Genomic DNA, 7,829 nt, shown 5'->3' with positions numbered 1-7,829 from the left:
CGGCCGGCGCCGGCGCCGACGGCGGCACGACCTCCCTCACGGGCTCGGGCGGCGCGTCGGCGCCCCGCTCCAGCGGCAGGCGCAGGGTGAAGGTCGAGCCGGCTCCGACGCGACTTTCAACATCGATCTTTCCGCCCATGCGGGCGACATGGCGCGCCACCAGCGCCAGTCCGAGCCCGGTCCCGGAATGCCGCCGGCCGATCGAGGCGTCCCCCTGTTCGAACGCCTCGAACAGGTCCGGCAGGGCCTCGGGGGGAATGCCGATGCCGGTATCGGTCACGCGGATGACGACGCCGCCCGAATGGGAATCGAGACGCACCGTCACGCCGCCGGCCTCGGTGAACTTCACCGCATTGGCGATGAGCGGGTGCAGGGTCTGGCGCAGGGCGCGGCGGTCACAGATGAAACGGGCGCCGCGCGGCAGCCGGTCCTCGACGATCAGCGTCAGCCCCCGGGTGTCGGCGGCCCCGCGGCTGGGCGTGGACGCCTCGCGCGCCACTGCGGCCAGGTCCAGCGGCTCGGGGGACAGGGCGTCGTCGCCATGGGCGAAGTCCAGAATGTCCTCGACAAGGATGAGCAGCCCCGCGCCGGCCTCGCGGATGCGCCGCACATGGCCCCGGGCCTCGGGTTGCAGGTCGGTGCGCGCCGCCAGCAGATCGGCGAACCCCGCCACGCCGTTCAGCGGCGTGCGCATCTCATGGCTCATCATCGCCAGGAACCGCGACCGGGCGGCGGACGCCGCTTCCGCGCGGCGGCGGGCGTCCTGGGCCGCGAGCGTGCGGGCCCGAAGCCGCGCCTCCAGACGCCGGCGCTCGCTCATCATGGTCGACAGCGGCAGGACCGTCGCCACCATGGCCAGCATGTAGACATTATAAATGCCGAGCCGCCGAACGGTCAGCGGGACCGCCTCCAGCCCCTCGATCGGCGACGGCTGGAACAGGTGGATCGGACCATGGCCGGTCAGGGTCGCGGTTCCGGTGATCGCCGCCTGGACCAGCAGGGCGGTTCCGGCGAGGGTCCGGGACAGGCGCAGGGCGATGGCCACCATGGGCAGGAAGGCCAGGAAGGTCAGCGGCGCCTGATCCTGCCGGAAGACCAGCGTCGTGACGGCGATCATGGTCGCCATCAGGGCGATCGCCTCGGGCCGCGACGCATAGGCCTCGCCCCGGAACCGGTGGATCCGCGCGAACAGCAGCAACACCGGCGTGACCAGCAGCAGGCCCATCAGTTCGACACTGGCGAGCGACTGGAAGGTGAACAGCAGCAGGGAGGTCGGCGGCCTGCGGATGCCCCACAGGATCGTCACCCCGACCGCGGCCACAACGGCCACCGAGGTCGCCGAGATGATGGCGAACCGCATCAACCGGCGGGGACGACGCATGTCGAGGGCGGCCCCGCAGTAACGGCGGGCCTGAACCGCCACCAGCCAGGCCAGGGCCATGTTCATCAGGGCGTTGACCCACAGCAGGATGCCCGGGTCACCGCGCAGGGTGTTGGAGAACAGGTTGATGGCGAAGCAGGCGGCGATGACCGAGACGGCCGGTCGACGCTGCAACTGCAGCAGCGCCGCCACCATGATGCCGTTGGAGAGCCAGACGGTTACAGCCCCGAACGTCGCGGTGCTCCAGTGGCCGATCAGTTGCGAGGCGGCGAACAGGGCGACATAGGCCCAGGGCGGCGGACCGGCGACGCGGCCCGCTTCATGCCTGAACAGACGCCATCGACCGTGCAACCGGAGGCCTCCCGTCTCCATCCCCGTGATCGTTACGGTTACGGTCGATCCGTAAACAAACTGAGTTGTGGCCGGATGAGGGATTTCACCTAACGCCGATGTCGGCCGTCCGACACAGGCGGAGCCGGCGTCGACCTACGACGGCGGTCAGGCGGGGCGGCGTTCAGGCCGGACGCGCCGGTTCATCCTGCAACGGCGCGTGATGCACGATCTGACGGCGCTCGACGGCGTAGGCGACCAGCCACAGGGCCATGGCCCAGGCGGCGCCGGCGCACCAGCCGGCGATGACGTCCGACGCCCAGTGGGCCCCGAGATAGACCCGGGTCGCCCCGATCAGCACCGCGACCAGCACCCCGCAGCCGAGGACGAACGCCTTCAGCCGCTTCTTCGGAAAGGCCCGGGTCAGCATGACGCCGAGCGTCAGGTAGAAGACGGTCGACAGCAGGGCGTGGCCGGACGGGAAACTGGCGTTGATGGTCTCGACCGCCTGGTAGGCCGCCGGGGGCCGCTCGCGTTCGAACAGGGCCTTCAACCCCTCACTGAGGATCACGCCGCCGACCAGCCCGACCACCAGCAGCAGGGCCGAGAGCCGCTTGCGCTGGATCAGCAGGAAGCTGAAGGCGATCACGGCGAACAGCGTCAGCACCGAGATCCCGCCCAGCGAGGTCAGGTCGGCCATGGCCTCATGCAGCCACCAGGGGCCGCGCGGCTCGCCCGGCAGGGGCTGAAGCCAGTGCAGGATCTGGAGATCGAATCTCTGGCCGTCGCCTTCGGTCATGTCGTCGGCCACCTCGACGAAGGTCATCACCCCCAGGGCGATCACCAGCAGCGCGCTCAGGGCGGCGATTTCAGTGCGGGCGATGCGCAGCGCGCGGCGCCAGAAGACGACGTGTTGTTCCCCGGTCATGGCCAAGCTAACGGTCCCGTCTGTGGGACGTTCCCCTCACGCGTTCGTGATCGAATATGGCGGGACCGTGTCATGCCCGCGTCGCGGCCAATCCACAGGCTAATCCCCCGCTGATCGCTCGATTCGCCCAGAAAGTGATCGTCAAGCCCGTTGACGGTTGGTTAGCCATCTGGCTCCCATATGTTGGCTCGGGGAGCGCTTCACCCACTAGGTCTTGTGGTTGGGTCGCTGGGATACCTCATAGATTTTTTGTTCAGGGCGGCGATCGATATGGCTGGCGGCGAAGCGTTGAAGACGGTGGAATTCCAGACGGTTGCAGGCGCCGAGGGCGAAGCTCGCCCCCACCTGTCGCTCGTTCCCTCGATCCAGATCGACCGTTCGCGGGATGATCTGCTCACGGACTTCGGCAAGAAGACCCTTGAGGACCGCTACCTGCTGCCCGGCGAAAGCTACCAGGACATGTTCGCCCGCGTGGCGACCGCCTTCTCGGACGACGCCGACCACGCCCAGCGCGTCTACGACTACATGTCGAAGCTGTGGTTCATGCCGGCGACCCCGGTGCTGTCGAACGGCGGCGCCGATCGCGGCCTGCCGATCAGCTGCTTCCTGAACGCGGTCGGCGACTCGCTGGACGGCATCCAGAACGTCTGGAACGAGAACGTCGCCCTGGCCTCGAACGGCGGCGGCATCGGCACCTACTGGGGCGGCGTCCGCTCCATCGGCGAGAAGGTCAAGGGCGCCGGCCAGACCTCGGGCATCATCCCCTTCATCCGCGTGATGGACTCGCTCACCCTGGCGATCTCGCAGGGCTCGCTGCGTCGCGGCTCGGCCGCCGTCTACCTGGACATCCATCACCCGGAGATCGAGGAGTTCCTCGAAATCCGCAAACCGTCGGGCGACTTCAACCGCAAGTCCCTGAACCTGCACCACGGCATCTCGATCACCGACGCCTTCATGGAAGCGGTGCGCGACGGCAAGACCTTCGACCTGCTCTCGCCCAAGAACGGGGAGGTCATGAAGACCGTGGACGCCCGGAACCTGTGGCAGAAGATCCTCGAGATCCGCATGCAGACCGGCGAGCCCTACCTGATCTTCTCCGACACGGTGAACCGCCAGCTGGCGCCGCACCAGAAGGAGCTGGGCCTGAAGGTCAAGCAGTCGAACCTGTGCGCCGAGATCATGCTGCACACCGGCCGCGACCATCTGGGCGTCGACCGCACCGCGGTCTGCTGCCTGTCGTCGGTCAACGCCGAGACCTTCCTGGAATGGCGCGAGGAGCCGAAATTCATCGAGGACGTGATGCGCTTCCTCGACAATGTCCTGGAAGACTTCATCCGCCGCGCCCCGCCCGCCATGGCCGCCGCCGTCTACTCGGCCAAGCGCGAACGCTCGGTCGGCCTTGGCCTGATGGGCTTCCACTCCTTCCTGCAGTCGCAGGGCGTCGCCTTCGAAAGCGCGATGGCCAAGTCCTGGAACATGCGCCTGTTCAAGCACCTGCGTCGCGAGGCCGACAAGGCCAGCCGCCTGCTGGCCGAGGAAAAGGGGCCGTGCGAGGACGCCGCCGAGCTGGGCGTCATGGAGCGTTTCAGCCACAAGATGGCCATCGCCCCCACCGCCTCGATCTCGATCATCTGCGGCGGCACCTCGGCGGGCATCGAGCCGATCCCGGCGAACATCTACACCCACAAGACCCTGTCGGGCTCGTTCGCGGTGAAGAACCCCTATCTGAAGAAGCTGCTGGGCGAGAAGGGCATCGACACCGAAGCCGTCTGGAACTCGATCCTCGAGCACGAGGGCTCGGTGCAGCACCTCGACCAGCTCAACGAGGAAGAGAAGGGCGTCTTCAAGACCGCCTTCGAGCTGGACCAGCGCTGGGTCGTCGAGCTGTCGGCCGACCGCGCCCCGGAAATCTGCCAGGCCCAGTCGATCAACCTCTTCATCCCGGGCGACGTCGACAAGTGGGACCTCCACATGCTGCACTGGCGCGCCTGGGAGACGGGCGTGAAGTCGCTCTACTACCTGCGTTCCAAGTCGGTGCAGCGCGCCGCCTTCGCCGGCTCGGAGGACAAGGCCGAGGCCGAGGTCGATCCGAACCAGCCGGATCTCTTCTCGGCGGCCCGCACCGACTACGACGAGTGCCTGGCCTGCCAGTAAGGCCGCCGGTCACCGGACATCGAAAGAAAGGGGCGAGGGCCGCGGCCTTCGCCCCTTTTGCTTGCGCGGTCCCGGCCTGAAGCTTGGCCATACGGAACTCTCGTCCGGCCCCAGCCGTAAATCGGGCCAGGAAGTGTCGTGAAAATGTCTGTTGGCGGGACGGCCCGGTTGGTGCAGGGTTGAATCCGTTAACGGACTGAGGGGACCGTTGATGCGTTGTACGGCGATCTTGGCCGGAGTTCTGATGTTCGGGTCCTGCGCGGCTTCGGCCGTCGCGGGCGAAGCGCGTTCAGGCCAGGTCGCCCTCCCCGATCCATGGGCCGTCAGCCGCGATCGGCCGACCACCGTCTCCGACCTCCTGACCCGCACCAATCGCGATCTTCGCTTCGCCGAAGCCCGCAACTTCGCCGACACTCCCGACGCGGACGCCTATGATCCGCAGGATCGCGCCAACGCCTGGGCGGTCAGCAACCGCGACGTCTGGTTCGAGGACGGGGCGTTCAGCGACCGGCTGCGCCTGCGGACCGAGGGCCGCATCCGCCGGGCGGACGGCGCGCCGGTGCCGCCGGGCCCGATGGACCCCGCCGCCTTCGACACCGAGCATTACGAGGTCAGCTATACCCGCGGCTGGACCGAGACCTTGGGCCGCACCGCGTCGGGTCTGGACGTCACCCTGACCCCGCATGTGGGCGTGGGCGTCGGCAGCCGCGGCGGGCTGACCGAGGCCGGCGCCACCCTGAGGATCGGCCGCGACATCGGCGACGATCTCGAGAACCTCGTCCCCGAGGGCCAGGAGGCCTTCGGCGAGCGCCAGCGCTGGTACATCTATGTGGCCGGCTCCGGTCGGGCGGTCGGCTATAATTTCGCCCGCACCCGCGACGGCGACTACACCCGTTCGGGCGTCAGCCATGACGCCGGCGACTTCATGGGCGACGCCTCGATCGGCGTCGCCATCCGCCGGGGCCCCATCCAGGGCTCGATCGGGCTGGTCTATCGTGAGGTCGAAAGCCGCGGCCTTCGCCTCGACCAGGACATCGACGCAGACGTCGACGAGGGCATGCTCGCCTTCCAGCTGAGCATCAAGCCGGAGTGAGGGATCAGGGATCAGGCGGTCCCGGCCTGGATCCACCGTCCGAGCGCCCCTCGCCCCCCTAGTTCCCGGTTCCTGATCCCTACTGCGTCCGCGCCACGCCCTCGCGGCGGTCGTCGGCGCCGCCGTCCCAGCCCCACTGACCGTCCGCCCCCCGACGCCAGATGCCGCCGTGCAGGCCCGAGTTCTCGCTGGCGTTCGGGCGCAGCACGATGCCGTTGGTCGCCAGTCCCTCCCGCAGGGCCGGACTGAAGCGGTCCGTATCGGCGCCGAACCCGTCGCCCCGCGCCACCAGATTCGGCAGGTCGAAGGCCGACTGGACCGGCAGACCCCAGTCCAGCACCCCGATCAGCGCCTTGGCGTTATAGGCCAGGATCGACGGCCCGCCGGGCGAGCCGAAGGCGCCCACCAGACGGCCCTGCCGATCCAGCACGATGATCGGCGACATCGACGAGCGCGGCCGCTTGCCCGCCGCCACCGCATTGGCCGCCGGCCCGCCGTCGGTCCGGGTCGGCGAGAAGGAGAAGTCGGTCAGCTGGTTGTTCAGGAAGAAGCCGCCCGCCATCCGCCCCGAGCCGAAGATGCTCTCGACCGTGGTGGTCATGCTGACCGCATTTCCCTGCGCATCGACGATGACCATGTGGGTGGTGCCCGAGGGCTCGCGGGTCGCATCCGGCCCCGGCAGGGAGCCGCCGGGCGGGGTCCCCGGCGCGGCAGCGCCGGTCAGGCCGGGGGCCAGCGCCGCGCGCGCCTCGACATAGGCCGGATCCAGCAACCCCTGCACCGGCACGCCGACGAAGGCGGGATCGCCGACATAGCGGTCGCGGTCGGCGTACATCAGACGCTGCAACTGGGCGAAGGCGGTCCAGGCGGCGACACTGGTCGCCCCCTGGTCGATGTCCGGCGTCCGCTCGGCCATGGCCAGCAACTGCAGCACGGCCACGCCGGATGACGGCGGCGGCGGGACGCAGACCACATAGATCCGGTAGGGCCGGCACAGGGCCCCGCGCTCGATCGGCCGATAGGCGGCGATGTCGGCGGCGGTCAGGGCGCCGGGACGCGGTTCCTGCGCCACCGTGTCGGCGATCTCCGTCGCGATGTGACCGCGATAGAAGACCTCCGGTCCCTGCGCCGCGAGTTCGGCGACGGTGCGGGCGTAGGCCGGGTTGTTCAGCACATCGCCGGCGACATAGCGCGTCCCGTCCGGCTTGGTGAAATAGGCCGTGGCCCAGCGACTTTGGGCCTGGGGCGCGGCGCCGGAGATCATGCCGGCCAGACGGGGGCTGACGACGAAGCCGTCGGTCGCCAGACGCCCCGCGTCGCCGAACAGGGCGCTCCACGGCAGACGGCCATGCGCCTGCTGGGCCATGGCCAGCATGGCCACCGCGCCCGGCGCGCCTGTGGACCGTCCGCTGAGCACCGCCGCCCGGAAGTCGAGCGGCCGCCCGTCCTCATGGAACAGGTCCGGCGTGGCGGCGGCCGGGGCGGTCTCGCGCCCGTCATAGCTGGTCACCTCGCCGGAGGCGGCGTCATAGACCATCATGAAGGCGCCGCCGCCCAGACCGGACGACTGCGGCTCCACCAGCCCCAGCACCGCCTGCACGGCGACGGCGGCGTCGACGGCCGAGCCGCCCTCGCGCAGGATCCTGAGCCCCGCCTCGACCGCCAGCGGATTGGCGGCGGCGACGAAAGGCCCGCGCGCCGGCGGCGCCTCGGACCGGGCCGCGATCGCCGGACCTGACGCCGTCGGGATCGCGCCCGTCCCGCCGGTACAGCCGGCCGTCGCCATCCCGAGCAGCGCGGCCGCGGCGGCCAGCGAACGAAGGGGGCGCGGAGGGAGGAAACGCATCACGGACTCGGGGGGGTCTTGCGGGGGAGGGTCGATACCCTGCCGCTTCCGGACGGCCGGCGAAACCCCTGCCCGGCCGATGCCGGGGATTTCCTGC

Annotated in this window: 5 protein-coding genes; 2 read left to right on the top strand and 3 right to left on the bottom strand. The window is 69.6% G+C overall.

Annotated features, from left to right (window positions below):
• A partial coding sequence (locus ACLQ7T_RS02625) for a sensor histidine kinase (protein WP_420477998.1) occupies positions 1-1,732 on the bottom strand: 1,732 nt, incomplete at its 3' end.
• A gap of 163 nt (positions 1,733-1,895) precedes the next feature.
• Positions 1,896-2,639 (bottom strand): phosphatase PAP2 family protein, encoded by a 744-nt coding sequence (locus ACLQ7T_RS02620; RefSeq protein ID WP_420477997.1) that lies wholly within the window; start codon positions 2,637-2,639, stop codon positions 1,896-1,898.
• Between the two features lie 264 nt (positions 2,640-2,903).
• Between ACLQ7T_RS02620 and ACLQ7T_RS02615 the strand changes: the two genes are divergently transcribed.
• Together ACLQ7T_RS02615 and ACLQ7T_RS02610 are read left to right on the top strand one after the other, a co-directional pair.
• Positions 2,904-4,793 (top strand): ribonucleoside-diphosphate reductase subunit alpha, encoded by a 1,890-nt coding sequence (locus ACLQ7T_RS02615; RefSeq protein WP_420471199.1) that lies wholly within the window; start codon positions 2,904-2,906, stop codon positions 4,791-4,793.
• A 244-nt stretch (positions 4,794-5,037) separates the two neighbouring features.
• Positions 5,038-5,886, top strand: a complete 849-nt coding sequence (locus ACLQ7T_RS02610) for a lipid A-modifier LpxR family protein (protein WP_420477996.1) — start codon at positions 5,038-5,040, stop codon at positions 5,884-5,886.
• Between the two features lie 79 nt (positions 5,887-5,965).
• Here ACLQ7T_RS02610 and ACLQ7T_RS02605 read toward each other — a convergent pair whose 3' ends face one another.
• A complete protein-coding gene (locus tag ACLQ7T_RS02605) occupies positions 5,966-7,732 on the bottom strand; it encodes a gamma-glutamyltransferase family protein (protein ID WP_420477995.1) in 1,767 nt (588 codons plus the stop codon).
• Positions 7,733-7,829 lie beyond the last annotated feature (97 nt).

This window comes from Brevundimonas sediminis (assembly GCF_048799765.1).
Lineage (GTDB): Bacteria > Pseudomonadota > Alphaproteobacteria > Caulobacterales > Caulobacteraceae > Brevundimonas.
Note: the sequence above shows the minus strand (reverse complement) of the source record. Positions and strands in the feature narration are given on the sequence as shown.